General features: G+C 61.3%; 23 protein-coding genes. 10 read left to right on the forward strand and 13 right to left on the reverse strand.

Translation table 11 applies throughout. The features are described from left to right. Positions 1-63 precede the first annotated feature (63 nt). From SPHINGO391_RS15885 to SPHINGO391_RS15915, 7 genes are all read left to right on the forward strand, one after another. Positions 64-780 carry an alpha/beta fold hydrolase gene (locus SPHINGO391_RS15885; protein WP_244615438.1) on the forward strand — a complete coding sequence of 239 codons (717 nt, stop codon included), beginning with the start codon at positions 64-66 and terminating at the stop codon, positions 778-780. Continuing rightward, complete coding sequence (locus SPHINGO391_RS15890) at positions 777-1,736, forward strand: nitronate monooxygenase (RefSeq protein WP_152009741.1); 960 nt, start codon at positions 777-779, stop codon at positions 1,734-1,736. Before SPHINGO391_RS15885 ends, SPHINGO391_RS15890 begins: the two co-directional genes overlap by 4 nt. Then, positions 1,733-3,424: a class I adenylate-forming enzyme family protein gene (locus SPHINGO391_RS15895; protein WP_152009742.1), complete on the forward strand. Its 1,692-nt coding sequence runs from the start codon at positions 1,733-1,735 to the stop codon at positions 3,422-3,424. Before SPHINGO391_RS15890 ends, SPHINGO391_RS15895 begins: the two co-directional genes overlap by 4 nt. Next, positions 3,417-4,655, forward strand: a complete 1,239-nt coding sequence (locus SPHINGO391_RS15900; protein ID WP_152009743.1) for an acetyl-CoA acetyltransferase — start codon at positions 3,417-3,419, stop codon at positions 4,653-4,655. Before SPHINGO391_RS15895 ends, SPHINGO391_RS15900 begins: the two co-directional genes overlap by 8 nt. A 189-nt stretch (positions 4,656-4,844) precedes the next feature. Continuing rightward, entirely contained in the window at positions 4,845-5,843 is a 999-nt protein-coding gene (locus tag SPHINGO391_RS15905) for a TRAP transporter substrate-binding protein (RefSeq protein ID WP_193217317.1), read from the forward strand. A gap of 66 nt (positions 5,844-5,909) precedes the next feature. Next, a complete protein-coding gene (locus tag SPHINGO391_RS15910) occupies positions 5,910-6,410 on the forward strand; it encodes a TRAP transporter small permease subunit (RefSeq protein ID WP_193217318.1) in 501 nt (166 codons plus the stop codon). Positions 6,411-6,413: 3 nt separating this feature from the next. Next, on the forward strand, positions 6,414-7,727 hold the full coding sequence (locus tag SPHINGO391_RS15915) for a TRAP transporter large permease (protein WP_152009746.1): 1,314 nt from the start codon (positions 6,414-6,416) through the stop codon (positions 7,725-7,727). A 149-nt stretch (positions 7,728-7,876) separates the two neighbouring features. On the opposite strand, the gene SPHINGO391_RS15920 is transcribed toward SPHINGO391_RS15915, so the two are convergent. The 10 genes from SPHINGO391_RS15920 to SPHINGO391_RS15965 form a co-directional block, all read right to left on the reverse strand. Next, positions 7,877-9,325: an aldehyde dehydrogenase family protein gene (locus SPHINGO391_RS15920; protein ID WP_152009747.1), complete on the reverse strand. Its 1,449-nt coding sequence runs from the start codon at positions 9,323-9,325 to the stop codon at positions 7,877-7,879. A 1-nt stretch (position 9,326) separates the two neighbouring features. Then, entirely contained in the window at positions 9,327-10,094 is a 768-nt protein-coding gene (locus SPHINGO391_RS15925; protein WP_152009748.1) for a sugar isomerase domain-containing protein, read from the reverse strand. A gap of 21 nt (positions 10,095-10,115) precedes the next feature. After that, positions 10,116-10,850: a uridine phosphorylase gene (locus tag SPHINGO391_RS15930; protein WP_152009749.1), complete on the reverse strand. Its 735-nt coding sequence runs from the start codon at positions 10,848-10,850 to the stop codon at positions 10,116-10,118. Beyond that, positions 10,847-11,683 (reverse strand): carbohydrate kinase family protein, encoded by an 837-nt coding sequence (locus SPHINGO391_RS15935; RefSeq protein WP_152009750.1) that lies wholly within the window; start codon positions 11,681-11,683, stop codon positions 10,847-10,849. The genes SPHINGO391_RS15930 and SPHINGO391_RS15935 overlap by 4 nt, the downstream gene beginning before the upstream one ends. Beyond that, positions 11,680-12,237, reverse strand: a complete 558-nt coding sequence (locus tag SPHINGO391_RS15940) for an isochorismatase family cysteine hydrolase (protein WP_152009751.1) — start codon at positions 12,235-12,237, stop codon at positions 11,680-11,682. The genes SPHINGO391_RS15935 and SPHINGO391_RS15940 overlap by 4 nt, the downstream gene beginning before the upstream one ends. Beyond that, the gene (locus SPHINGO391_RS15945) at positions 12,234-13,121 is read right to left on the reverse strand and encodes an ABC transporter permease (RefSeq protein ID WP_152009752.1); all 888 of its coding nucleotides are present in this window, start codon (positions 13,119-13,121) and stop codon (positions 12,234-12,236) included. Before SPHINGO391_RS15945 ends, SPHINGO391_RS15940 begins: the two co-directional genes overlap by 4 nt. Then, positions 13,118-14,146, reverse strand: a complete 1,029-nt coding sequence (locus SPHINGO391_RS15950) for an ABC transporter permease (protein ID WP_152009753.1) — start codon at positions 14,144-14,146, stop codon at positions 13,118-13,120. Before SPHINGO391_RS15950 ends, SPHINGO391_RS15945 begins: the two co-directional genes overlap by 4 nt. Further along, positions 14,143-15,669: an ABC transporter ATP-binding protein gene (locus SPHINGO391_RS15955; protein ID WP_152009754.1), complete on the reverse strand. Its 1,527-nt coding sequence runs from the start codon at positions 15,667-15,669 to the stop codon at positions 14,143-14,145. The genes SPHINGO391_RS15950 and SPHINGO391_RS15955 overlap by 4 nt, the downstream gene beginning before the upstream one ends. A gap of 88 nt (positions 15,670-15,757) precedes the next feature. Further along, the gene (locus SPHINGO391_RS15960; RefSeq protein WP_152009755.1) at positions 15,758-16,780 is read right to left on the reverse strand and encodes a BMP family protein; all 1,023 of its coding nucleotides are present in this window, start codon (positions 16,778-16,780) and stop codon (positions 15,758-15,760) included. Between the two features lies 1 nt (position 16,781). Then, positions 16,782-17,588, reverse strand: a complete 807-nt coding sequence (locus SPHINGO391_RS15965; protein WP_152009756.1) for a GntR family transcriptional regulator — start codon at positions 17,586-17,588, stop codon at positions 16,782-16,784. 475 nt (positions 17,589-18,063) lie between these two features. Here SPHINGO391_RS15965 and SPHINGO391_RS15970 point away from each other — a divergent pair, with 475 nt between their 5' ends. From SPHINGO391_RS15970 to SPHINGO391_RS15980, 3 genes are all read left to right on the forward strand, one after another. Then, positions 18,064-18,555, forward strand: a complete 492-nt coding sequence (locus tag SPHINGO391_RS15970) for an Lrp/AsnC family transcriptional regulator (RefSeq protein ID WP_152009757.1) — start codon at positions 18,064-18,066, stop codon at positions 18,553-18,555. Positions 18,556-18,716: 161 nt separating this feature from the next. Next, entirely contained in the window at positions 18,717-19,877 is a 1,161-nt protein-coding gene (locus SPHINGO391_RS15975; RefSeq protein WP_152009758.1) for a glycine cleavage T C-terminal barrel domain-containing protein, read from the forward strand. A 25-nt stretch (positions 19,878-19,902) separates the two neighbouring features. Next, the gene (locus tag SPHINGO391_RS15980; protein WP_152009759.1) at positions 19,903-20,352 is read left to right on the forward strand and encodes an OsmC family protein; all 450 of its coding nucleotides are present in this window, start codon (positions 19,903-19,905) and stop codon (positions 20,350-20,352) included. Between the two features lie 284 nt (positions 20,353-20,636). On the opposite strand, the gene SPHINGO391_RS15985 is transcribed toward SPHINGO391_RS15980, so the two are convergent. From SPHINGO391_RS15985 to SPHINGO391_RS15995, 3 genes are read right to left on the reverse strand one after another with little or no spacing between them, the layout of a single operon-like run. Then, positions 20,637-21,518: an intradiol ring-cleavage dioxygenase gene (locus SPHINGO391_RS15985; protein WP_152009760.1), complete on the reverse strand. Its 882-nt coding sequence runs from the start codon at positions 21,516-21,518 to the stop codon at positions 20,637-20,639. 11 nt (positions 21,519-21,529) lie between these two features. Beyond that, the gene (locus SPHINGO391_RS15990) at positions 21,530-23,314 is read right to left on the reverse strand and encodes an FAD-dependent monooxygenase (protein WP_152009761.1); all 1,785 of its coding nucleotides are present in this window, start codon (positions 23,312-23,314) and stop codon (positions 21,530-21,532) included. A 3-nt stretch (positions 23,315-23,317) separates the two neighbouring features. Further along, a complete protein-coding gene (locus SPHINGO391_RS15995; RefSeq protein ID WP_152009762.1) occupies positions 23,318-24,403 on the reverse strand; it encodes a branched-chain amino acid ABC transporter permease in 1,086 nt (361 codons plus the stop codon).

Consider the following 24,403-nt stretch of genomic DNA (forward strand, 5'->3'; position numbering starts at 1 on the left):
TGTGAAATCCCATTGACCGCCCGATCTGTTTGGTCTAGCAATTTTACCTAACGGGAGGAGTTGATGATGTCGCGCCTAGTGTGTCTGCCAGGACTGCTTTGCACAGCGGAGGCGTATGCCGACGTATTGCGGGGCATTGACGTACCGGCGGATGTGATGGAGCTGCCCGACTCTGACAACTTCCAAGGGATTGCTTCAGACATTGCAGCCGCGCTGCCGGATCGCGCGATCCTTGTTGGCATGTCGATGGGCAGCTATCTTTGTCTCGAAATCGCCAGACGGGAGCCTGACCGGGTTGCGGGCATGGTGCTGATTGGCTGCACCGCAGAAGCCGACAGCGAACAATCAGCGGCCAAGCGCGGCAAGGTGGTCAAATGGGCGCGGCGCGAAGGGCTTGATGCTCTTTCCGACACGATCTGCGCAGGAATGCTGTCTCCGCAAAACAGGGCCAAGGCTCCGCTGCGCCAGAAGGTTGCGCGGATGGCGCATGCGCAGGGACTGGAGATCTTTCAGCGCCATCAGGCCGCCCTCGCCGGACGCCCCGACAATACTGCCGCTCTTTCGGAGATCACCTGTCCTGCACTGGTCATCACCGGAGCGGACGATACGGTGACGCCGCCGCATGCGGGGCGCGACCTCGCCGAAGGGCTGGCCAATGGCAGGTTCGTGGAAATCGAGAATGCCGGACATCTGGTCGTGCTTGAACGGCCGGACGTCGTGGCAGCACAGTTGAACTTATTCATCGGCCATGACATGAAGAAAGAGACCCTGGCAGAATGACAATTCGTGATCAGCTTTCCAATTTGCGCATGCCGATCTTTGCGGCCCCGATGTTTCTTGTCTCATCGCCGGAGCTCGTCGTCGCCTGCTGCAAGGCGGGGGTTGTCGGCAGCTTTCCGGCCCCGAACCTGCGCACCAGCGCCGAACTGGGAGACTGGATGCAGACCATCAGGGACGGCGTTGCGCAGCCAGCCGAAAGCGCCTGGCCGGTCGCGCCCTGGGCGGTCAACCTTGTCACCCACTCGACCTCTCCACGGCTTGCGTCCGATCTGGAACAGGTGGCCAAACACCAGCCGCCCATCGTCATAACAGCGCTTGGCAGCCCGAAACCGGTCATACCGGTCGTCCATACCTATGGCGGGCTGGTATTTGCCGATGTCACGTCGGTCGAACTGGCGCGCAAGGCCGCGGATGCAGGGGTCGATGGCCTCGTTCTAGTGTGTTCAGGCGCCGGCGGGCACACCGGCGAGCTGAGCCCACTGGTCTTTGCCGAACGCGTCCGGCAGTTCTTCAATGGCTACATCGCCCTGGCAGGCGCGATCAATACAGGCGAGGCGGTGCTGGCTGCACAGGTGCTGGGAGCCGATTTCGGTTATGTCGGCACCGCTTTCATTCCGGCAACAGAAAGCCTGGCGTCGGACGAATACCGGCAGATGCTGACCGAATGCGGCCCGACCGACCTGATGGTCACCAAAGCCTTCACCGGCGCGCGCGCAAGCATGCTGAAACCCTCGATGGTCAAGCAGGGGCTTGATCCGGCAGAGCTCGAATTCAAGGTCGCCAAGATGAATTTCACGGGACGAAAGGACGAAAAGGTCAAGCCGTGGTCGGGCATCTGGGGCGCTGGGCAAGGCGTTGGACGCATAGATCGCATAGAGCCTGCCGCCGCTATCATCGACCGGTTCACCTCGGAGTACGAGGCGGCCAGGACACGCGTGGCGGCGCTTTGCAAATGAGCCTGTTCGTTCCCGACAACAGCGAACGTTTCCGGGCATCCGGCCATTGGGGAGACACCACCATCCCCGACATGTTCCGCGACACCTGCGAGCGCGCATCCGGGCGTCTTGGGCTGGTCGATCCGCCAGATCGCGCACGGGTGTTCGAGGGCGCGCCCCGGCGACTGACCTACGGCGAAATGCGCAGGGAAGTCGACCGCTACGCGGCCCTCCTGCAAAGCCACGGACTTGGCCCCGGCTCACTGGTGGCCACCCAGCTCCCCAACATTTCCGAACTGATCCTCATCTATCTCGCTATCTCGCAGATCGGAGCGGTGCTGAGTCCGATCTCGGTCGCCTATCGTGGCGCGGAATTGCGTGCGATGACCGAGATCGCGGATTTTGACGCCTATATCTCGGTTGGCCGGATGCGCGGAAAGCCCTACTACGCCGAGCGCCTTGACGCACTCCCGGCGACGGCCATCCGTCTCGGGATCGGAGAGGACCTGCCGCCCGAAGTTGCCCGCATCGACACTTCTGCAGCGCCGGGAAAACCCGAGCCGGTCGAACTCGACGCAGACAACCTCTTCGCGGTGTTCTGGACCTCCGGCACCGAAGGCCTTCCCAAGGCGGTGCCCAAGACCCACAACAACATGATGGCGAGCTCGCTCGGCGCATGGCGCATCCTCGGTCTGCCCGATGGCGCCAATATCCTTGCGCCCTTCCCCTTCGTGAACGCCGCTGCGATGGGCGGATTGATGATGTGCTGGATGCGGACAGCTGGGGCGATGATATTGCACCACCCCTTCGACGTGACGACCTTCATCGATCAGCTCAAGACCGAGGAAATCGCCTACACGATGGTGGCGCCGACGGTGCTCGTCTACCTGCGCGACAAGGCAGCCGATCCGGACCTGCATCCGGCACTGCACCGGCTTCAGGCCATCGGAACGGGCTCCGCGCCACCTGATCCAGAGGTCTTTGCCTTCTTCGACGCCAAGTTCGACATCCCGGTGCTCAATTTCTTCGGTTCCAACGAAGGCGCTCAATTGTGCTCATCTCCGGCACAGGTCGTTGACCCGCGCAAGCGGGCAAGTTTCTTTCCCCGCGACGGGGATGAAGGCTGGTCCGACCGGCCAGATGGCCTGACTGCCAATGGCGGCACGTTCAAGATTGTCGACCCCGACACCGGAGCAACCCTGACAATGCCCGGCAGCACCGGTGAAATGCATATTCGCGGTCCCGCGCTGATGCCGGGCTACTTCGGGCGCGACGGGGTTCGCCACGACCGGATTGACGCCGAGGGGTTCTTCGCGACCGGAGACCTCTTCGAAATTTCGGAATGCGGCACCCTTATCCGTTTCCACGGGAGGTCGCGGGAATTGATCGTTCGCGGCGGCATGAAGATTTCACCGGTCGAGCTCGACGGTCTGCTCTCGGCTTTGCCGGGTGTGCGTGAAGTCGCCGTTGCAGCCTACCCGGATGCCAGGATGGGCGAGAAGGTCTGCCTGTTCGCGGCCTTGGAGGATGGCTGCTCACTTGATCTCGAGGCGGTGCAACGTTTCTGCAACGACAAGCAAATGGCAAAGTTCAAATGGCCGGAACGGCTGATCCTCGTCGAAGGCTTGCCACGCACGCCCTTGGCCAAGCTCGACCGCAAGACACTCACCAGACGATTGGCCGCAGAAGGAAACGCCGTCCATGCCTGATCCTGTTTACATCCTCGGTGGCGCACAGACCGACTTTGCCCGCAACTGGCACCGTGAAGGGCTCGGCATCGACGCCATGATGGCTGAGACCTTGATGGAAGGTCTCGAAGCCACCAGCCTCGAGGCCCGCGACATCCAGAGTGTCCACGTCACCAATTTCACTGCCGAACTGTTCTGCAACCAGGGGCAGCTGGGCGGCATGGTGGCTTCCATGCACCCGGATCTCTCCGGGGTGCCAACGAGCCGTCACGAGGCCGCCTGCGCCTCGGGGTCAATGGGCATTCTGGCCGCCGGCGCAGAAATCGAGGCGGGGCGCTACGATCTGGTCTGCGTTCTGGGCGTCGAGTACATGCGCAATGTGCCCGGTCGGCAGGCCGCAGAGTATCTGGGTGCTGCGGCATGGGCCGGCCGGGAATGGACCGACGCAAAGTATGTCTGGCCAGCGGCATTCGCCGACCTGATCACGGCCTATTCCGAGAAATTCGGCTATGTGAACTACGACCATCTCGGTGAGATCGCCCGGATCAACTACGCAAACGGCAAACGCAACCCGAATGCGCAGACCCGCAATTGGCAATTCTCCGAGCAGAGCTTCAAGGAGGATGATGAAGCCAATCCGGTGATCGAGGGCCGTGTGCGCCGCAACGATTGCGGACAGGTAACCGATGGTGCCGCCGTGGTCTTCCTGGCCTCCGAGGCACGTGCGCGCGAATACGCAAAGGCCCGCGGCCTGAAACTGTCGGATCTGGCCAGGATCGACGGGTGGGGGCATCGCACGGCACCGATGCTTCTGAGCGAGAAATTGCAGGAAAGCCGCAACAGCCGCTTTGTGCTTCCGCAGGTGCACCAGGCGATTCGCGAGTGTTTCGACCGGGCCGGTATCGCTGATGCTTTCCAGCTCGACGCGATCGAGACCCACGATTGTTTTGCGATGACCGAGTATGCGGCCATCGACTGTTTCGGAATCACGGAGCCAGGCGAGGCCTGGAAAGCGGTGGAAGAGGGCGTGATTGCCGCTGATGGCAGGCTGCCGATCAACCCCTCGGGGGGGCTGATCGGTCTCGGCCATCCGGTCGGTGCAACCGGTGTGCGCATGATGCTCGACGGATATCGTCAGGTGACGGGCAGCGCGGATGAGTGCCAGGTGGAGAACGCAAAACGGGTCGGCCTGCTCAACATTGGCGGCTCGACCACCACCATCGCTTCCTTTGTCGTCGGACGCGGCGAATGAACCGGCGCAGCGGAAGCCGTGACCGGAAGATAAAGACAGGCCCGGCCGTCCGCTTGCCTGTCTGCAAGGTCGCCCGAAGAACCCGGGCCGATGACGCATGACTGACCGAACCGCGGTGCAGCCAGGCGAATGCCACCGGAGGAAAGGCAATCGCGGCTGCAACGAGACTTAACAACCAGGGAGGAAACCATGTTGAACAGAACTATCACACACCTGCTGGCAGGAGCCGTCGTGGCTCTTGGCGTGACCGCTGCGCAGGCAAAGGATCTTGCGTTTTCGGTATTCGTACCCGCCGCATCGCCCACCGTCTCCGCGGTCTACCAGCCATGGATCGACTGGTTCAACGAAAAGGCTGCGCCGCATGACGTCTCGATCAAACTCTATGCCGGCGGTACGCTGGGCAGAAGCCCGCTGGCCCAGGCTCAGATGGTTGCCGACGGTGTGGCCGACATGGCGTTGACCGTTCCCTCCTACACGCCGGGGGTCTATCCGGACTTCGACATGTTCGAGCTGCCGGGCTTTATCGGCAACGTCAAGGAAGGTTCGCTTGCAGCGCTGGAACTTCACCAGGAAGGCAAGCTCAGCGGCTACGAGGACTATTATGTCGTCGCGATCTACACCTCGGACACCTACATGCTGCATTCGAAGCCCGAGATCAAATCTTTCGACGACATTGCCGGCAAGCGTTTTCGTGTCGCTGGACAGATCCAGACGGCTGTGGTCGAAGCTCTTGGCGGCGTTCCGCAAAATGCCTCCGCCGGGGAGATGGCGGAAGCGATCGACCGCGGTCTGCTTGACGGTGCGCTGACCGACGCTTCGGTTGCCCGCACCTTTCGGGTTTCGGATGTCGCGACGAACCATTACGCTGCGAAGCTTGGCGTGCTGGTCTTTACCATCGTCATGAATCGCGGCGTCTACGAGGATCTGCCGGCCGAGGTCCAGGATCTGCTGGCGCAAAGCGGCCAGATCGTCGCCGACAACCAGATCGCTTCCTATGGTCCCGCCGTTGCCCGCAACCTGGAGCAATGGGAATCCAGCGACGAGCACACCGTCGTGCAACCTTCCGAAGAGGATAGCGCGCGCATCGATGAGGCTGTTGCACCGGTCATCGATCGTGTGGCCGCTGCGGCCACACCGGGCCTGCTGGAGGCGTTCAAAAGCAAGCTCGAGGAAATCCGCACACGCTAAGGCGTTCAGAAGGGCCGAAGGCCGCTTTGCCTTCGGCCCTTGCGGTCAACCACAAGGGGCGAGATGATGAAGAAACTGGAACGGACCTTCATGCTGATGTCGCGCGCGGCGGCCACGCTTGGTGTGCTGTTTCTGCTGCTGGTCGCGGCAATGTCCGTCGCCGACATCGTGATAAGGGAAATCACCGGCCGTCCAATCCGCGGCGCTCACGATCTGGCCAGTCTGCTCACAATCATCATCATCGCTTCATCCTTCCCCGCGGGACTTCTCGAGCGTCGTCAGATCAAGGTCACAGTCCTTGGCAGTTTTCTGCCTGAGAGCATCAACCGGGCAATGGAAGTGCTCGGCGCGGTCCTGACCGGCGCGATGTTCCTGTTCATTGCCTATTTCGTGACACTTCATGCGATGCGTGTGAGCGACAGCCATCAGGCCACCATGGTCCTCAACATGCCGATCGGTCCGTGGTGGTGGATTGCCAGCATCTGTTTCTGGGCCTGCATTCCCGCACAGCTTTTCGTCATAATCGCCGAAATTCTCGGCCATCCCGCTTCCCAACATCAGGACTGAGTCATGGATCCCGCAACCATTGGCCTGCTCGGCATGGCCCTGATGCTTCTTCTCATCTTCATCCACGTGCCCATCGGTGTGGCCATGGGTGTTTCCGGCGTCCTCACGTTCGGACTGATCCGCGGCAGTTTCGGACCGGCGCTGTCGCTGTTCGGGACCGAGACGGTGAGCAAAGTCGCCAGTCTCGAGCTCTCGGTTGTCCCGCTCTTTCTGCTGATGGGCGCCTTCGCCACCTTTGGCGGCCTTTCAGCCGATCTTTACCGGATCGCCTACGCCTTCATCGGCCATGTGCGCGGCGGGCTGGCCATTGCGACCATCGGCGGCTGTGCCGGTTTTGGTGCAATCTGCGGATCGTCGATCGCCACGGCAACCACGATGACCCGTGTTGCCCTGCCCGAGATGATGAACAGGAAATACTCGGAACGCCTCGCAACGGGTTCCATCGCGGCGGGCGGCACATTGGGCATGCTGATCCCGCCTTCGATCATCCTGGTGCTCTACGGTGTGTTGACGGAGCAGTTCGTCAAGACACTGTTCGTGGCGGCGCTGATCCCGGCAGTGCTCGCGGTCGGCCTGCACATTGTCACGATCATGATCCTGGTCCGCCGCAACCCCGCACTGGCTCCCGAGGGGGACGTTCTGCCCTGGTCGGAAGGTTGGAAAGCGCTCAAGAACGGGTGGGCTGCGGTCATTCTCATGATCGTGGTCACCGGCGGTATCTATGCCGGCATCTTTTCGGTCAACGAATCCGCCGCCGTGGGCGCATTTCTTGCCTTCGTGATCGCCGTGGCGCGTCGCCGTCTTTCCTGGCGCGGCTTCTGGGCGGCCCTGCGCGATACAGCGGCAACCACCTCGATGATCTACCTGATGATCATCGGCGCCTCTATCTTCACCTATGCCGTGACGCTTTCCGGATTGCCGGAAATCATCGTCAACGGTATCCGCGACACGGGCTTGCCGGGCATCTGGGTGGTGATCCTGCTGATGGTCATGTACCTGATCCTGGGCGCGATCTTCGACACCATCTCATCCATGGTGATCACCATTCCCTTCGTCTTCCCCCTGATCCTGAGCTACGGATACGATCCGGTCTGGTGGGGTATCCTTACGGTCATGGTGATCGAGATCGGGATGATCACACCGCCCATCGGCATGAATGTCTTCGTCATGAAGGCCATGCTGCCCGATACGAAACTCGGCACGATCTATGCCGGCGTGGGTCCGTTCATCCTGGCGGATGTGATCCGGCTGGCCATCCTGATTGCATTTCCGGCACTGTCGTTGATGCTCGTCGACTTCTGGGATCTGCCGCGGTAGCAGGGTCAAAAGTTGGTCCCTGAAGGGAACTCCGGGCCTCTCCGGCCTCCCTGTTTTCGTGCCGGTGGGAGCAAACCGCCAAAGCCCAAAGACTATGCCGGCTCCGGCAGCAGGCTTTCCACCCGGCCCGCCAAGGCCGAAGTGGACACCTACATGCTGTGACGAAGGCGCATTTTCAGATGTTTGGGCTGCAGGTAGGTGTCGAGACCTTCGGGCCCCAGTTCACGCCCGAAGCCCGACATCTTCCAACCGCCGAACGGCGCCTGCAGATCACTGGTGTCGTTGACGTTCACGCCGACGGCGCCGAACTCCATCCGCTCCGCCAGTGACCAGACCCGATCGAGATCACCGCCGAAGATGTAGGCGGCAAGGCCATATTCCAGGCTGTTGGCGATGGACAGCATCTCGGCGTCGCTCGCAAACGTCGCCATGCCCATCACCGGCCCGAAGGTCTCCTCGCTCATCGGCAGGCTGTCGAGCGGCGCATCGGCGATGACAGTCGGGCGGTAGAACAGCCCATCGTCAAATCCGCTGCCGGTGGCTCGGGCACCGCCGGCAATGACACGGCCGCCCTTCGTCACGGCATCGGCAACATGCCGGTCCATCCGCGCGATCACACCGGCGTTCTGGACAGGACCATAGCCGATCGCGGGATCGAGCCCATCACCGATGACCGTCTCCTCGGTCAGCGATGCAAGGATATCGGCAAACTCCCTGGCAACAGGTGCCGCCACCAGAATGCGGTTCACGGTGATGCAGATCTGACCCATGTTGGAGAAGCCGCGCCTGTGGGCTGCTCGTGCGGCTTCTTCGAGATCGGCGTCCTCCATCACGACAAAGGGAGCATGGCCGCCAAGCTCGAGGCAGAGCCGTTTCATGTTGCCCGCAGCGGCGCGCATGATGGCCTGCCCCGCGGGGATCGACGCGGTGGCGGACAGTGCCCTGATGCGCGGATGCGACGACAGGGCTTCGCCGGCCACCGGCCCGAGGCCCGGAATGTCGGCGATGGTGCCTGCCGGAAAGCCCGCTTCCTGCAGACAATCGACCACCATGGCAATGGCCAGCGGTGTCTCATGCGGGGACTTGACAATGATCGGGCAACCGGCGGCCAGCGCCGGACCGATCTTCCAGCAGTAGAGATCGATGGGATAGTTCCATGGCACGATTGCCGCTACCACCCCGATCGGGTGATAGGTTACGAGGTTGCGGATATTGGGCGCCGAAGCCGGACGGATCGAACCGCCCACACGCACCGCCTCTTCGGCATAGTAGCGCATGACTTCACAGCCGAAGAGGATCTCCTTGATGTTGTCGGAAACCGGCTTGCCCTGCTCTCGGGTGAGCAGGCGGGCCATATCGTCGACGCGCTCCTCGATCAATGTGGCGGCCTTGCGCAACATGTCCGCGCGGGTCCGCGCCGGCATCAGCGCAAAGGATGCCGCCACTGCCTCGGCGGCATCGACACAGCGGTCGACCACAGCCGCATCCGCCAGCAACGTGGTACCGACTGGTTCGCCATTGGCGGGGTTGACGATCTCGAAGCGGTCGAGACCGGTGGGGTATTCCCAACGGCCGTTGATGAAAAATCCGCGGTCCATCTCAGCGTGCCTTCAGCCGGCGCCACAGCTCGGCATAGTTCAGGTCGTTCTGGGCGTTGGCTGCGGCCTTCTCGGTGGTGTTGGTGCTGACCATGAGATAGGGGTCGCGGCCGGCTTCGGCGACCAGTTCGGCCGTGGTCGAGTTGATTGCATGGCCGATGGCAATGGCGATGGAAGTCGAGGTTGCGCCGGTCTTGCCCTTCACTCCTTCGATCCCGATCCCTGCATCGCCCAGCGGCACGCCGGTGTCGATCACCACGTCAGCGATTTCATAAAGCCGCTTGCCACTCGAATGACGCGACGGAACGCTGGAGGAATGCGGCATCGAGGTCACCCCGATCACCTTCATGCCCTTCTCTTTTGCAGCCACGGCGATGTCGAGCGTCACTGCATTGATGCCGGAATGGGAGAACATCAACATGGTGTCGCCGGGATCGGTCTGATGGCTGTCAAAAATCGCCTTGCCGTAGCCTTCCTGTGCATGGATGAAGCGGTACTGGCGGGCGCCGGCGTCACCCAGCACCCGGTGGAAGGAGATCATCGAGCTTTCGACGATGGGGCGAAACCCGGTGACCGTGCCGGTGCGCGGGTACATTTCCATGGCGGCAAAAGATCCATGGCCGGTCCCGAAAGTGAACACCAGCTTGTCGTCGAGGATTGATCGGGCGCAGACGCGCGCGGCCTCTTCGATTGCATCGGTCTGGGTGTTGATCACCTGGCTCAAACGATCAACGACCGTCTGGAGATAGCGCTTGGGCATATCGCTCATTGTTCTTGTCCTTTTGTCTGTTCAGCTCGTGATCGCGTCCAGCGCGATATGGAAAAGTTGGTTTTCGCCGCCTTCAAGCGCCTCGGCGCCAAGCTTCTCCTGGCTCAATGCATCGACGGTGCCGTAACACATGGTGGCGACGGCGAGGCCGAGGTCCTGGCCGGCGGCAAGCAGCGCAGAAGTCTCCATATCGAGCGCCATCACACCACGCGCGTTCATGTCCTTGCGCATGGCATCCGCGCGGGATGAGCCCTTCGCGTCGATCCCGAACATGTCGCGATAGAATGCGTCATAGGTGGCGTAGAGGCCGCGGTGCGAGGTCTCGCCTGCAGCGGAGGAGGCTTCCACGAGGGCCGTCACGAGGGCTGCGTCAGCTGACACCTGCTCGCCTGTCGGCACGCCATAGGCAGGTGATGTTCCGTCAAAGCCTATGGCGGAGTCGGAGATCAGAAACTCGCCCCCGGTTGCAGGCGGAAAGTACATAGCCGTGCCGATGCGGACGAAACGCCTGATGCCGAGATCGGCAAATTCGTGCAGCACGATGGTCGCAATCGGCGCCCCCATGCCGAAGGCGACAATGCTGACTTTCTTGCCGTTCCACATGCCTGTGACGGTCTTCAGCCCTCGTTTGACCGGCAGGAACACCGGCTCGGCCAGAAGCGCGCCAATCCGCTCGACACGGTCGGGATCGCCGACCAGGATTGCGCTGTCTCCCAACTCTTCGGCGCTGTGTCCCGAGTACCAGGCTCGTTTCATGATAAGCGTCTCCCTTTGCGGTCCGCAAGAAGTGCGGCCGCTGCTTTTATTCCTGCGCCGGCGGCCTCCACCGGGTCAGCCCCGGACATTTCCGCAGCGATGTATCCGCCGGCAAAGCTGTCGCCCGCACCGGTGGTGTCAGCGATATCAATCGGCAGCACGAGCAGCTCCTTCGCTTGCCCCGCAGCAGTGACGACAACGCGATCGCTGCCGCGTGTTTCGACCAGCACGGCGGCTGTCTTTCCGATAAGCGAGCGTTCCGAGGCCGAATGGAAAATCACGTCCGCCCGTGCGGCCAGTTTTGCGCGAAGCTCCGGCGGGAAGGCATCCGGGTCGTTCTTCACTGCCCAGTAGAGGCGCGCATCTGCCGGACAGAGTGCGACGATCTCGTCCATCAGATGGTGCGGGCCGACGGCCACGCAGAGATGGGTTGCCGATGCGATGAGGTCCATCTGCGCCTGGTTCAGTGTTTCGGCCCGGCCAAGCGCCGGATCGTAAAGGCACATGCAGGATCCGTCCGACTGGTAGACCAGGAGCGCGGTGGGCGAGCGCAGGCTGTCAACCACACCGATCCCTTCCGTGCCGATCCCCTGTGCGTCAAGCCTGGCGACAAAGCCTTCGCCCTCAGCCCCCTTGCCGACCCACATGACCGGGGTGGCCTGCTGACCGGCACGAACCGCTGCACCCGATATGTAAGTCGGGCAGCCGCCGGCGCGCGGCCAAGCCTCCGGGTCACGCGCGGCGATCAGCGTGGTTTTATCCCCCACCGCCTGACCGTCGAGCCCGACCGCGAAATCGAGACTGGCATAACCGGTAACGACCAATCTGCTCATGCGAGCAGATCCTTTGCGGTCTCAAGGTCCACCACCTTGCCGATGTAGCGATCGATATCCTCGAGTGACGCTTCGCCGAGGTTGGGCCGGTTGGTGTTGACCGCCGGACCGACAACATTGACCGCGAAACCGTTGGCGAAGGCATCCGTTGCCGTTGCCCGGACGCAGACGTTGGTCTTGACCCCGCAGATCACCACACGCTTGACGCCCTGTTCATTGAGAAACAGGGCCAGCTCGGTCGCGAAGAACGCCGAATAGCGCCGTTTCGTGATCAGGATTTCCCTGGCGCGGCCCTGCGGCCCGAAGCCCTCGAAGAACTCGGCATTGAACCCTCCGCTTATGCAGTGCACCGGGAGGCGCGGCTGCTCGAAATCGGCAAAGCCCTCGCGGTGCCGGTCGCACACGTGGACGATGATTGCGCTGCCTTCTTCCGCTGCGCGGATCAGCCCACGGACCGGCTCGATCACCTCCGGCGCGACCGGATAAAAGTTTTCGCCATCGGGATGCAGAAACGAATTCTGCATATCCACCACAATCAGTGCAGTCTTTGTCATTGTGTTCTCCTCAGGCTGCGCATCTGGGAAACGACCAGAGCGACAAGCACCATAAGATAGGGGAACGCGCCGATCAGCCGGGGCGGAAGCCCCACTGTCTGCATGCGGATCTGCGCGGCATCGAGCAATCCGAACAGCAGACAGGCGGCTGCAGTCTGCCAGGGGCGGTCACGTCCGAAGTAGAAGGCTGCGAGGGCAATAAAGCCGCGTCCCGCAGTCAGGCCCTCGTTGAAGATGCCGATGGATGCAAGTGCGAGCTGCGCGCCGGCGAGGCCGGCAAAGAAGCCGGCAAAGGCAGTCGAGGCTTCCTGCAGCAGTTTGGGTTTCAGTCCGACCGAGCGCATGACCGGCGCCGCGTTCCCGGTTGCGCGGATCCACAGGCCAAAACGCGTCGCACCGAGCAGGAACGGAAGCACCGCAATCGCCACAACGGCAAGGATGGTGAGCGGATCGAGATGTGCCAACAACCGGCCGACCACCGGGACGCGCTCGATGGACTGCGGAAACACGTGCGGCAACAGTGCCACGTCCGGCAGGCGCAAGGTGCCTGACGATCCGTAGGCATAGCTCATCAGAAACCCGATGGCGCCGGCTGCAAGCACATTGAGCCCGAGCCCTGCCGTGATCATGTTGGCGCCCAGCCGGGTGATGGTCAGCGAGAAGCCATAGCCGATCACCATGCTCACCAGTGCTGCAGCCAGGGTGGCGACAAGCCAGCTGCCGGTGGCAGCCGAGATAACGATCGCAACAAAGGCTCCGACCAGCATCTTGCCTTCGAGTGCAATGTTGACGATGCCGGCCTGCCGGTTCACCAGGCCGCCGATGGCGGCGAGAAGAATTGGGGTTGTAAGGACCACGCCGGAGGCAAGGATCTGTTCGATCATGCTTTCACCCTCCGACGGATACCGATGCGGCCCAGCTCAATCACAGCGAAGATCATGACAATGCCCTGGATGATGTTCACGAGATCGAGCGGGATATTGGAAAAGAGCTGGATCGTGGTTCCCGCCGAGGCGAGTGCCCCGAAGAGAATAGCACCGATCAGCATGCCCAGTGGCGAGTTGTGGGCCAGCAGTGCGACTGCCATGCCGGTGAACCCGTAGCCGGCAGAGAAACCGTCGGTGAAGCGATGCAACTGACCAAGCCCGTGCGCGGCGCCGCCAAGTCCGCCAACAATGCCGGACAGCACCATTGCAAGGATGATCGTGCGCTGGACCGAGACACCGACAACCCGCGAGAACCGGCGGTTCAATCCGACCCAGGCTCCTTCAAGCCCGGCAGGAGTGCGGCGGGTCCAGAAGGCATAGGCAACAAGAACGGCGAGCGCCAGCAGGAAGCCGCTGTGAAGCGTGCCCGGAGGCATCAAGCGTGACAATTCGGCCGCCTCGTGAACCGGAGGAGTGACGTTGTTGCCGGATTGCCGTGAAAGGAAGGGACCGTTGACAAGGTACCCCGTGATCGCAACGGCAATGAAATTGAGCATGAGGGTGGATACAACCTCATCGACTTCCAGCCTTGCCAGCAGCCACCCTGGAATGAACAGCCATGCGGCGCCAAACAGCGCACCGACCGCCAGGCAGATCGGAACCAATGACCATCCAAGCTCTGCGGGGAGGCTGAAACCCGCAACAACGGCTGCGAGACCTCCAATGAGAAATGCTCCGTCGACACCGACATTGAACACCCCGGCTCGGAAGCAGATCGCGGTGCCGACGGCGGTGAACAAAAGCGGCGTTGCGGCCGATAGGGTCGAGGCCAGACGCCGCGGCGATCCAAAGCCCTCGGTCAGCATCAAGGAGAACGTGTCCAGCGGGTTTTCCCCGATGGCCAGCAACACAAGGGCGCTGACCAACAGCGCAATCAGCAAGGGAACGGCAAAGCCCAGTCCGCGGTCAAGCCAGTTGCTCACGCACCCACCCCTTCCATGACCATGAGGCGTCCGATCTCACGCCTGTCGGCATCCGCGTCCAACGCCCCGACAATCCGGCCTTGCGCCATCACCATGATGCGGTCGGACAGCATCTGCAGTTCATCCAGTTCCTCTGACACAAGCAGCACCGCGCCGCCGGCATCGCGGAAATCGCGCAAGATGCTGTGGATCGCTGCGATGCCGTTGAGGTCCACGCCCCGGGTGGGTTGGGAGACGAGAAGCAATTGCGGTGATCCAGCGGTCTCGCGGGCAAAGACGACGCGTTGCTGGTTGCCCCCCGACAGGCTGGCAACCGGGTCACGCAGCGCGCCATATTTCACGGAAAGCCTATTCAACCGTTCCAGCGCAACGCGTTTCATCGCTCCCCGGTCAACCCACAACCCGTTCGAGATGGGGCTTGCCCGGTGTGACCCGGCAATGGCGTTTTCTTCGATCGAAGCATCGATTGCGAGCCCCTCATGCCGGCGGTCGGGGCTGATGTACCCCATGCCTGCCGCGCGGCGACGCTCCGCGTCCAGACCGCCAAGGTCAATGCCTGCCAGCTCGACACGGCCTTTGGCCTGCCTCAGACCGGACAGCGCTTCCATCAATTCGACCTGGCCATTTCCGGCAACACCGGCAAGTCCGACAATCTCGCCCGAATGCACGGCAAACGAGATGTCGTGGAGCGGGTGGGATTTCTCGACAGCCTCGGCCGACAGCCCTGCAACGTCGAGAACCACCGGGCCGGGCGTTCCGCGCCTGATCTCGCCGCCGACCGGATTGGAACCATCAACGATATGGGAGGCAATCTCTTCTCCGCTTGTCTCCGCAACCGCTGCGCTGAACGCAATCTTGCCTTGCCGGATGACCGTCACCCGATCGGCGAGCGCCATGACCTCGCCAATCTTGTGACTGATGAACAGGATTGCCGTTCCGTCCTCACGAATTCGCCGGACCAGGTCAAAGAGCTCGTTGACCTGCTGCGGTGCAAGCACAGCGGTAGGCTCATCAAGGATCAGAATCCTGGATCCGCGACGCAGCAGCCGGATGATTTCGACGAACTGTTGAATGTGAACCGGGGCTGCGCCCGCGCGCCGATGCCAGTCGACCTCAATGCCGATGCGTTCGGCCAGTCCCCTGCCCTGCGCCTCGGCCGATTGCCAGTCAATCAGTGCAAAGGCGCCGCGCCCCCATCGCAACGGCTCGTCGCCGAGAACCAGGTTCTCCAGCAGGCTCAAATCGGGGGCGAGCATGAACTCCTGGTGAACCATGCCGATGCCTTCAGCCAGTGCATCTGCCGGACCGGCAAAGCTCACGTCGCGGTCCATCACTGTCACATGGCCGCTGTCGGGGCGCTCAATACCCTGAAGCACGCGCATCAGCGTCGACTTTCCAGCACCGTTTTCCCCAACGACGGCATGGATCTCGCCCGGCCCCACCGACAATGAAATACCCTGGTTTGCCAGTACCGATCCGTAGCTCTTGCGGATTTCGGTGGCGCCGAGCGCAATCCTGGTCATGACATACTCACAACAATCCAATTCTTGTGCGGCGGGCCGGAAACGGCCCGCCGCGTTTTGCAGATGATCAAACCGGGGAAGCCAGATTTTAGTTGTAGAAGTCCGGGTAACCTTGTGAGGACACGTCCCAGACTTCTATGTCACCTGCAATGATGCCCGCCTTGGCAGCTTCAACAGCTTCAAGGTATTCGGCCGGGATGATATCCTTGGTGAACTCCATCTCCGTCAGGCCAACGCCATTTTCCGGCAGACCAAACTTCAGGGTCTCGCCGCCCGGGAACTTGTCGGCCGCATAGGCCTTGATCAGCTCCTCGGTGGCGACATCCACACGCTTGACCATCGATGTGAGAACGTGCCCTGGCGCCAGACCGTCCTGATTGGTGTCGACGCCGATGGCGTAGTGACCGGAGGCTTCAGCTGCGGCGATGACGCCCAGCCCGGTACCGCCTGCGACATGATAGACGATATCGGCACCGCCTTCGAACATGGCATTGGCCATCTGCTCACCCTTGGTCGGATCACCAAAGCTTTCGGCATAGCCAACCTTGACCTCGATATCGGGATTGACGGATTTCGCACCCTGAATGAAGCCGACCACGAACTTGTCGATACCGGGGCTCTTGACGGCCGGGATCACGCCCAGGATCGGTTCGGGATTGATCCCTTCAACGCCTTCTGTCGTGGTCATCTTTGCCGCCAGAACGCCGGCAAGATAGGAGCCCTGATGCTCGCCAAACAGAACCGATGCGATGTTGTCGCCGGCACGGACCTGGTTGAAGATGGCCCAGGACGTATCGGGATAATCGGGGGCCAGCCCTTCCATCGGCTCGCCGTGCGCATATTCGAGGCTCAAGACGAGGCCGAAGTTCGAATCTGCTGCGCGGCGCATGATTTCCTCGCCCTGCGCCACCACGTCATTGGATTCGATCGCCCGGCCTTCAAGACCGGTTTCCGCGATACCGGCTTCAAAGCCGGCATTGGCGGTGTCATTCCATGAGCCGTCGCCCAGCCCGCCCTGCGCAACAATCATTGCAACCGGCGCATCGGCGGCAAAACCCGGAACAGCAAGAAGGGAAAGCGCAACCCCTGCCAGAAGCTTCTTGAATATCATTTCAGTTCTCCTTTTGGTCTTTGTTGTTTGAGTTGTCGGTCACAACACGAAGCCGGTGCGGCACCTCATGAGCCGTACCCCGCACCAGTTCCAGATCGTAGGTGTAGTAATCAGCCTGATAGACGGCCTCGGCAGCTTCGATCAGCTGTCCCTGGTGGTCGTAACTCTGCCGGACCACCACCATCAGCGCCGAAGGGCACGGGATGTTGAGCATCTCGGCTTCATCTGCCGTGGCAAGCCGCGCAGAGACATGTTCCGAACCGCGACCGATCGCGATCCCGGCATCCTCAAAAGCGGCATACAGCGACGCGTCGCCCTTGAGCAGTTGACCGAGTCTTTCGGCCGAGAGCTGTTCAAGGACCCGCTCAGGAATGAAAGAGCGATGGATTGATGCCGCCACCCTGTCCACGAAACGCAGACGGGTCAGCAGCATGGATGGCTCGTGCGACCCGTAAGCCCGAGCCTCTTCCTTGTTGGCGCCCCCGTAGGACAGCACCTTCTGTGAACTCGTCCGGCCCTGTTCTGAAACCGTCTCGGTAAACGACATCAGGCGCGAAGATCGCCGGTGCAGCGCCGGAACCGCCACGAAACTGCCGGCCCCTTGGCGCTTGATCACGATGCCTTCGGCAACAAGAGTATCAATTGCCTTGACCACAGTGCCCCGGCTCATTCCGAACCGCTTGGCCAGCTCCGCTTCGGTCGGCAATTGCCCGCCCGGCGGGTATTCTCCGGCGACGATGGCCTCTCGAAGGGCCTCGGCGAGGATCCGGTAACGGGGATTGGAAACAGGTTGCTCTTTGGTTGCCATGCCCCAACTATCGACATGAAAATTTGATTAGTCAAGTTACCAAATTTGCGTATTTGACTGTGCGTTATGCTTCCGACCTGACGCGCCGCTTCGCAACTCAACATCGAAGGAAGCGTCAGAACCCCGGTTTTTTGTGCTGAACAAGCGAAGGAGGAGATGGAACCCGTTGCGGCGACTGGACCAAGGCATTGGCTCACGATCTTGGTCTCGGCTCCCCAAAGCAGCCAACCGACGGCGTGACACCGGACTTTCAGGAGATACCTGCGACGTGGCTGCGTGGATGCATGAACACGCAGAACCATCATTTCCAGTGAACCCGAAACACGCCCGGCAGACGGTTGCCGACGCGGTTGTTCCAGACGGTGTCGCAAAACCGGGGGCAAGCTCAGCGCGCATGACCTAAAAAGACTTCTACACGGAAGACTGAAGCTTGCTGTTTCCATGGCACAAGTATGTGCGGCGAAAGTTTGAGCTCATGAAAAAGTTTGGTCTCGATAGCACGGACATCCGCATTCTCAGCGCGATCCAGCAGCATGGGCAATTGAGCAAGACCAAACTTGCCGAGATTGCCAACATCTCCGCAACACCCTGCTGGGCCCGTCTGGATCGGCTGAAGGCTGCCGGGTTCATCCGCGGATTTCACGCGGATATCGCGCTGGAGCAGATCGCCAGTTTTACCCAGGTTGTCGTGACCGTCTCGCTGGCACGTCACCGAAAAGTGGATTTTGATCGCTTCGAATCCTTTATCAGGACTCTTGACGAGATCACTGATTGCGTCGCTACAGGCGGCGGCATGGATTATGTGATGGAAACGATCACCCCTGATCTGGCCTCATTTCAGGCCCTGATGGATATCCTTCTGGCGGCCGATCTGGGGATTGACCGCTACATGACCTACATCGCGACCCGGCGCATCAAATCAAGCAAGCCGAACCTTGCAAAACTGGTGGCCAAGGGGCGCTACTGATCCATCCGACCAATCAGCCCATTGGCTGCCAGAAGAACAGTCTGCCCAGACTTCGCCTTGGCTGTTTTCAGTCCACATTCATGCCTCGACCGTGACTAGATATTCGACAGAATTCCAGCACCACCAGGCCAGTCGGCCATCGAAAAGCAAGGTCGAAGACAATGATGACAGCAGACGATTTCGGTTTCGGCACGCAGATCCGCAAGTCCCCCTATTTCGACGCCACCGTGCGGTGGGGCGCCAAGGGGTTTTCGGTCTACAACCACATGTACATTCCGCGCGACTTCGGCGATCCTGAACAGAACTTCTGGAACCTCGTGAACGACGCGATCCTCTGCGATGTGGCAGTTGAGCGCCAGGTGGAAATCACCGGACCGGATGCGGCAAGATTCGTCCAGATGCTGACCTCGCGCGATCTTTCCAAGATGGCAGTGGGACAGTGCAAATACATCCTGATCACGAATGCCGATGGCGGCCTGCTGAATGATCCGATCCTGCTACGCCTGGGCGAGAACCATTTCTGGATCTCTCTGGCGGACAGCGACATCCTGCTCTGGGCTCAAGGCGTCGCGGTCCATTCTGGCCTTGATGTCACGATCGATGAGCCTGATGTGTCGCCGCTGCAATTGCAGGGACCGAAATCGGGTCTGATCATGCAGGCGCTGTTCGGCGGCGAAATCTTGGATCTGAAGTACTACTGGCTGCGCGAGGTCGAGCTTGACGGGATTCCGCTTCTGGTGTCGCGCACCGGTTGGTCCAGTGAATTGGGCTACGAGATCTACCTGCGCGACGGTGCTTATGGTGACGCGTTGTGGGAAAGGATCATGGCTGCGGGAGCACCCTTTGGCCTGAAGCCCGGACACACTTCCTCCATTCGGCGGATCGAGGGCGGGATGCTGTCCTACCATGCGGACGCGGACAACAAGACCAACCCGTTTGAGCTGGGACTGGACCGGCTGGTGAACCTGGACATAGAAGCGGATTTCATCGGCAAGGCCGCCCTTCGCCGCATCAAGGCTGAGGGCGTGACCCGCAAACAGATCGGCCTGGTCATCGAAGGCAGCCCCCTGAATGGCCCGAACACCTCCTACTGGCCGATCAGGAAGAATGGCGTGACCATTGGCAAGGTCACATCCGCGATCTATTCGCCGCGCCTGCAGCAAAACATCGCGCTTGCCATGGTCGGGACCGAACATGCCGTTCTGGGCGCCCAGTTCGACGTTGTTAACAGGACAGGGCTTGTCAACGAGGCCGGAACGGAACGTGCCGTCGTCGTGGAGCGCCCCTTCTACGACCCGCAGAAGCGGATCGCCGCAGCCTGAGCAGATACCAGACGAAGAGATGACCATGTCCGACCTTGCAATTGAACTGCACTGGCATCGAACAGAAGCCGTTCTGGAGCCGGGGAAATACACGGCGGAGCATGTGGTCCGCTATGGCGAGACCCACGAGGTCAGCGTCGATGCCGCCCCCGATTGGGGCGGCAGGCCGGAGAACACCAATCCCGAGCAGGCTCTCGCGTCGGCCCTGTCCAGCTGCCACATGATGACATTCCTGGCCCTGTCCGCCAAAGCGGGGTGGCCGGTGGCGACCTATCATGATTATGCCGAGGCGCATCTTGGCAGGAACGCCAAAGGCCAGATGTCAGTCACGCGGATCGACCTGCACCCGGTGGTTCGCTTTGACACCGGCTTCGAGGTTGATGCGGTTGCCCTGGCGGAAATGCAGGACCGGGCGCACCGCTATTGCTTCATCGCCAACACATTGGCGGACAGCGTTGAAATCAACATTCTGTAAATCCCGGAAAAGGGTCATCAGGATTGCCCCTTGCCGCTTGGTGGCCTGCAAGACCACAATCTTGAAACATGAAATGTCGTCCGTGTAGCGCGGCAACCGCTCCATCGATTCGCTCAGTTGAACAGGCAGAAAACAAGCGTGAAGCAGGGCCATTGCCCGACTGGTACAGATGCGCCATTCCATGTCTCAAGAGATACAAAGGGTTATGCGCGAACCCAGCACCCGGAACATCCGTTCTTTCACCGCCCCAACCTGGGCACCTGGGCACCTTCTCTGCCGTCCGGTCAGGTTTTTGGGACCAACACGAAATCGTGCACCACTTCGAAGTAGGGTCCCTCCATCCCGGCCGCCTTGATCCTTTCGGCGTCTTCCACCCAGTCGAACCTGGCGAGCAGGCTTTGCTTCACCCCGAAGACAGCGTCTGAATTGATATAGCGATCGTCTGGATCGAAAATGTGCGTCACCAGCGTCTCGTAGCCCTCGGCTTCTAGAATGTAGTGCAGATGCGCCGGGCGGTAGGGGTGGCGGCCGAGCTTGCCCAGCAGTTGCCCCACCGGTCCATCGTCGGGAATCGGGTAGTATTTCGGCTTCACGCCCCTGAAATGGTAGCTTCCGTCCGGTCCGGTACGGAACACCCCGCGCAGGTTGAAGTCGGGCTGAATGCCCTTTTGCTGAACGTCGTAAAAACCCTCGTCATTGGCCTGCCAGACATCGATCTTGGCGTGATCGATCGGCTTGCCGTCGGTGCCGGTGATGCGTCCCCTGACCAGCATCGGATCGCCTTTCTGATCGAGGCAGATATTGGCGCCCATCGGCAGTTCGGGGGCATCGGCGACATGGAACGGGCCGAGCACGGTGGATTCCGACGCGCCGGTCGGCTTGCGGTTGTTGATGGCGTCAACCAGCATCGAGACGCCCAGGACATCGGACAGCAGGATGTATTCCTGCCGCCAATCATTGCACATCTGACCTGTTTTGGTGAGGAACATGATCGCCTCAAACCACTCTTCCTGGGTCGGTTCGATTTCCTTGACCGCCGCATGCAGGTGCCTCGTGATCACCTCCATCACTTCCGCCAGCCGCTCATTCTTCGCCTTGGCATTGCGGCTGATCACCACGTCGGCCGAATTTTCTTCCGTAAAGAACCCCTGTTCATTCGCTTCCATGTCCATCCTCCTTACTGGGCCGCCTGCCGGGCGGCGGCGGCGTCCCGGTACAGCACCGCGGACAGCACACGCGCCAATTCAGCCTCGGGGTTGTCGGACAACTCTTCAGCGCGCCAGGCGACATGCTGGTCCGGACGGACCAGGACACAACCGCCCTCTCCCACTTCTCGTGCACGGGCCCAGTCGCCATGGTGATCGACGATATCGCGGCGCGGCCCGATGACATGGGCGACCAGCTCCATACCCAACGCCTTTGCCACCTTTTGGGCAGCCGATGCCCAGGCTTCACCACTGAGACCGGTCAGCAACGTAAAGCGGCCCTTTCCGACCAGATCCAGCGTCGAGTGCCTGGCGCCATTGCGGTCAAACAGCCAGGCATGGGGCAGCCGGGCACCGGGCCAGGTGGTCGGCTGGTAGTGCAGTTCGGCATCGAGCTCGTAGGCCGGCTCCATCTGGCCGTCGGTCACCACCGCGCCGGACTTGTAGCGCTGGTTCATTTCGACACCGTGGGCATCGAACTCGTATTTCTTGAAGGCGATCGCCTCGCGGATTGCCGCACGCTGGCGCTCGGCATCGCCGCCTGCGTCGCAACGCTTGTCCATGTTGGCCTGCATGACCTCCGGGTCGGTCGATTCGGTCAGGCCCAGGGCCTCGAAGATCGGGCCGAACTCGCCGATCGACTGGTTGGCGCGGGTGACGATCTGTTTCGCCACCGGCGCGCGCTCCTGACTGTAGGTTTCAAGCAGGCCCTCGCCTGCCTCGCCCTTGAGAACCGCGGCAAGCTTCCAGGCGATATTGAAGCTGTCCTGGATCGAGGTGTTGGAGCCAAGGCCGTTGGATGGCGGATGCCGGTGAGCTGCGTCGCCCATGATGAAGACCCGGCCCGACTGCATGTGCGTGGCGTACATGTTGTTGACGGTCCAGGTCGATACCGAGGTAATCTCGGGTTCCAGAGACTGGTCGCCAACCAGGTCGCGCACCACCTTTATGGCAAAGGCGTTGTCGACCACCGGTTCCGGACCGTTGATGTCGTAGCCCCAGACGATGAGCCATTCGTTCCAGGGCCGGATCATCCGTACCAGCCCCATGCCGATGCCGCCGACATCGGCTCCGGGCTGGACAACCCAGTAGAGAACCGAGGGGCGATGGGCGACATATTTGCTCAGGTCCGCCTTGAAGATGATGTTCATCGAGCCGCCGACGCCCATCTGTCCTTCGAACGGCAGCTTTTCCAGCTCGGCAACCCTGGAATTGCCGCCATCGGCGCCGAGCAGGTATTTGGACCTTATGGTGATCTCCTTGCCGGTCAGGCGATCCAGGCAGGTGGTTGTGACGCCATCGGCGTCCTGCACATGGCTGAGATATTCCATCGACATCCGGGCCTGCGTGCCGCGCGAACAGGCGGTCTTGAACAGGAGCGGCTCCATGAAGGTCTGTGGCAGGTCGTTCATCATCGTCGGCGAGGAAAGCTGGTGTTCGGCCTTGGACAGCGGATGGTTGCCCCAGCTCTTCATTCGGCCGATCTCTTCACCTGCCAGGCTTTCACAGAACACGTTCTCGCCCATCAGGTCCTGGTGCGAGCAGAACATGTAGGCTTCGTCCTCGACTTCCCGGCCCAGGTCCCGCAGCACCTCCATGGTACGCTGGTTGGTGATGTGGGCACGCGGCGTGTTGGCCAGCCAGCGGTAGCGGTTGATTGCCATGTTCTCGACCCCGTAGGTCGACAGCAGGGCTGCAGCCGAAGAGCCCGCAGGGCCGGTGCCAATGATCAGGACGTCGGTTTGAATATCAGCCATGATCTATTCCTCCTTCGATGATAATGATGAGTTGGCGAGGCGCCCGCCGGTCAGACGACGGCGCACCGGAAACAGTTCGATGCCGGTGCGGTCGGAAAACAGGCCCCAGAGCCCGCGCGGGGCAAACAGCATGATGGTGATGCCGATGACGCCGAGCGCCATCAGGTACCAGCTGCCGTAATCTGCCAGCAGCGACTGCAGTATGAAAAACACCAGCACGCCCAGAATCGGCCCTTCGATGGTGCCGATGCCGCCGATGACGACGATGAAGATGACATATGCGGTCCAGTCCTGCAGCGAGAAAGCCGCGTCCGGTGAGATCCGCGCTTTCTGCATGTAGATCAGCCCGCCAGCGAGGCCCGTGCCGAAGGCCGAGACCAGAAACACCGTCCATTTCATGCGAACCGCATCGACACCAACGGATTTGGCCGCTTCGATGTTGTCACGAACGGCGGCCAGTCCCAGCCCGCGCTTGGTCCTGAGCAGCCAGTAGATTCCGGCGATGGTGGCGACAGCCAGAAGCACCGCGAGCCAGTAGGCGAGAATGTCGCGCGCGGCAGCGTTGCGCACATCAAACAGGGTTTCGATCGCCCCGGTAAACCACATGTCGCCGGTGGCCGATCGCGGAAGAGAGGTCCCGGTGCCGCCGCCGACGGCTTTCCATTGTGCCACCAGAAGCCGCACCACCTCGGCGATCACCCAGGTGCCGATGGCGAAATAGGCACCCTGCAGCCGGAAGGCAAAGAACGCCGTTGGGATTGCCAAGACCAGGGCTGCAACACCGGCAATCAGGATCGAGGGAACGGGGTCAAACCCCATGAGGATGACGACACCGAACATCGCGTAGGCGCCGATACCGACGAAAGCCTGCTGTCCGACCGAGACCAGTCCGCCATACCCCGCAAGCAGGTTCCAGAATTGCGCCAGCACCAGCATGGTGAGAATGAAGAACATGTCCTGGATCAGGCTGCGCGAGGCAAAGGCCGGCAGGGCGAAGGCCACAAGGATGAGGACAAGCGCCACGATCGCCGAAATGGATGACGCCCGGGTCCGGGTCTGGACGGAGTAATCGAACTTGGCGTTTTTCAT

Origin of the sequence: Hoeflea sp. EC-HK425 (assembly GCF_902498795.1) — a bacterium.
GTDB lineage: Bacteria > Pseudomonadota > Alphaproteobacteria > Rhizobiales > Rhizobiaceae > Hoeflea > Hoeflea alexandrii.